Source organism: Mesorhizobium sp. M7A.F.Ca.US.005.03.2.1 (assembly GCF_003997795.1).
Classification (GTDB): Bacteria; Pseudomonadota; Alphaproteobacteria; order Rhizobiales; family Rhizobiaceae; genus Mesorhizobium; species Mesorhizobium ciceri.
Genome location: NZ_RZRP01000874.1, coordinates 1 through 2,562 on the forward strand (window position 1 = coordinate 1; position 2,562 = coordinate 2,562).

Here is a 2,562-nt window from a genome sequence, read left to right on the forward strand (position 1 = left end):
CGCGCGCCTTGGCGGCGGCGACTTCCTCCCGCGCGCGCTCGCCATGGTCGGTCAGCACGACGCGGGCGCCATAGCCCGCCGTGGCATCACGCTTGGCGGCCGGTGCGTCGATCGGCATGACGATGGTGACGGGAACGCCAAGCGCCTGGCCGGCAGCCGCCAGCCCTTGCGCGAAATTGCCGGAGGAGTAGGCGACGACGCCCTTCTTCGCTTCGTCAACTGAAAGCTGCTTCAGGCGCCAATAGGCGCCGCGCACCTTGAATGAGCCGGCCCATTGCAGCGATTCCGGCTTGATGAAGACGCGGGCGGCGCCGGTCTCGCGGGCTAGTGCCGTCGATTCCAGCAGCGGCGTGATCTGCGTCGCCCTGGAGGTGACGGCATAGGCCTGCTTGAGATGGTCAAGGGAGGGGACGAGAAGGTCTGACATCATTCGCCTCGCGGATACCGTTTGCTCTCTTCGAGATTGTCGAGGTTCATGTGATTGCGCATGTAGCGCTCGGACGCCTTTTGCAGGGGCTGGAAATCCCAGGGGTAATAGGCGCCGTTGCGCAGCGCCGGATAGACGACCCAGCGGCGCGCCTGGCTTTCGCGGACAGCGGCGTCGAAGCCGGCCATGTCCCAGCGCGCCTGGACTTTGTCCATGAATGCCGCCACCAAGCCGGCATTGGCGGGGTCGTCGGCCAGATTGTCCCGTTCGAGCGGATCGGCTTCGAGATCGAACAGTTGCGGCGGATCGAGCTCGCAGTGGACGAATTTGTATCTGCCGTCGCGGATCGCCACCAACGGCGCGTTGGACCCTTCGGCCGCATACTCCATCAACACCGGTGCGGTGCGCTCGATGCCCTCGGTGAGCGGCAGCAGCGACTGGCCGTCGGTCCACGGCGCGATCGCAGCGATGTCGATGCCGGCGAGATCGCAAAGCGTCGGCGCCACGTCGAGATTGGAGACCGGCGTCTCGATCAGCCCGGCGCGAACGCCCTTGCCGGCAATCATCAGCGGTACCCGCGCCGAACCCTCGAAGAAGCTCATCTTGAACCACAGGCCGCGCTCGCCGAGCATGTCGCCGTGATCCGAGCAGAACAGGATGATTGTGTCGTCCGCCATGCGTGTGCGCTTGAGAACGTCGAGGATCTCGCCCAGCTTGTCGTCGACATAGGAGATGTTGGCGAAATAGCCCTGCCGCGAACGACGCACCTGCTCTGGCGTGATCTCGAAAGAGGGGTAGTCACTGGCGTGGTACAGCCGCCGGGAATGCGTATCCTGCTGGTCATACGCGATGAACCCGGTTTCCGGGTCCAGCGCCTGGCAATGCTCATAGAGATCCCAATATTGCTTGCGCGCGACATAGGGATCGTGCGGATGCGACAGCGAGACAGTGAGGCACCAAGGCCGATGGTTCGCATCGTCCTGTTCGCGCGAAAGCTGATAGAGCTTCTGCGTGGCCAGGAACACGACCTCGTCGTCATACTCCATCTGGTTGGTGATCTCGGCGACGCCTGCACCGGTCACCGAGCCCAGATTGTGATACCACCAGTCGATACGCTCGCCGGGCTTGCGGTAATCCGGCGTCCAGCCGAAATCGGCTGGATAAATGTCGGTCGTCAGCCGCTCCTCGAAACCATGCAACTGGTCCGGCCCAACGAAATGCATCTTGCCCGACAGGCAGGTGTAGTAGCCGGCGGCGCGCAAATGATGGGCAAAGGTCGGGATCGATGAGGCGAATTCGGCGGCATTGTCATAGACGCCGGTGCGCGACGGCAATTGCCCGCTCATGAACGAGGCACGGCCCGGCGCGCAGAGCGGCGAGGCCGTGTAGTTGTTGGCAAAGCGCGCCGAACGCGCGGCCAACGCTTTCAGATGCGGTGTATGCAGAAACTCCGCCGGTCCGTCCGGAAACAGGGTTCCGTTGAGCTGGTCGACCATGACGATCAGGAAATTGGTTGGCTTCATTGTCACTGTTTGCGCCGCTCGCCAAGTTTGGTTTCGAGATAGTCCTCGACCAGCGCGATCGCGGTCGCGGCATCGGGCACGCCGTCTTTCAGCGCCCGCCTGATGTAGAGCCCGTCGATCATCGCCGCGGTCGCTTCGGCGGCGCGGTCGGCTTCGGCTCTGGGCAAGATCCCGGTCAGCCCGCTCATCAGGTTCGAGTGCAGCCGCCGCGCGTAGACCTTGAGCAGCCGGCGCAAGGCCGATGATTTCTGCGCCTCGACATAGAAGGCGAGCCAGGCGGCGATGGTTTCCGGCTGGAACTGGATGTCGGAGAAATTGACAGCGACCACCGCCGAGACCCTTTCGCGCGCGCTATTGGCCGAGCCAAGGGCGCGCAACGTATCGGCTGTAAGCTCCGCCAGTATGTGCCGCATCGTCGCCAAGAGCAGCTCGTCCTTGGCACCAAAATAATGATGGGCAAGGGCGGACGACACGCCGGCGCGTCCGGCGATCTCGGACATGGTCACGTCGAGCGAACCGCGCTCGCCGATCGCCGAGATCGTCGCGTCGATCAGCGCCTTGCGGCGCAGCGGTTCCATTCCGATTTTCGGCATCTCGCCATGATCCTTTGAG

At 63.7% G+C, this 2,562-nt stretch carries 3 protein-coding genes; all 3 read right to left on the reverse strand.

Features of this window, described 5'->3' with window-relative positions; translation table 11 throughout:
- On the reverse strand, positions 1 to 427 hold a 427-nt coding region (locus EN991_RS31795; RefSeq protein ID WP_127370233.1), incomplete at its 3' end, for a pyridoxal-phosphate dependent enzyme.
- Entirely contained in the window at positions 427 to 1,956 is a 1,530-nt protein-coding gene (gene betC / locus EN991_RS31800) for a choline-sulfatase (protein ID WP_164766117.1), read from the reverse strand. The genes EN991_RS31795 and betC, both read right to left, overlap by 1 nt.
- A complete protein-coding gene (gene betI, locus EN991_RS31805) occupies positions 1,953 to 2,543 on the reverse strand; it encodes a transcriptional regulator BetI (protein WP_013532678.1) in 591 nt (196 codons plus the stop codon). The genes betC and betI overlap by 4 nt, the downstream gene beginning before the upstream one ends.
- Positions 2,544 to 2,562: the final 19 nt, after the last annotated feature.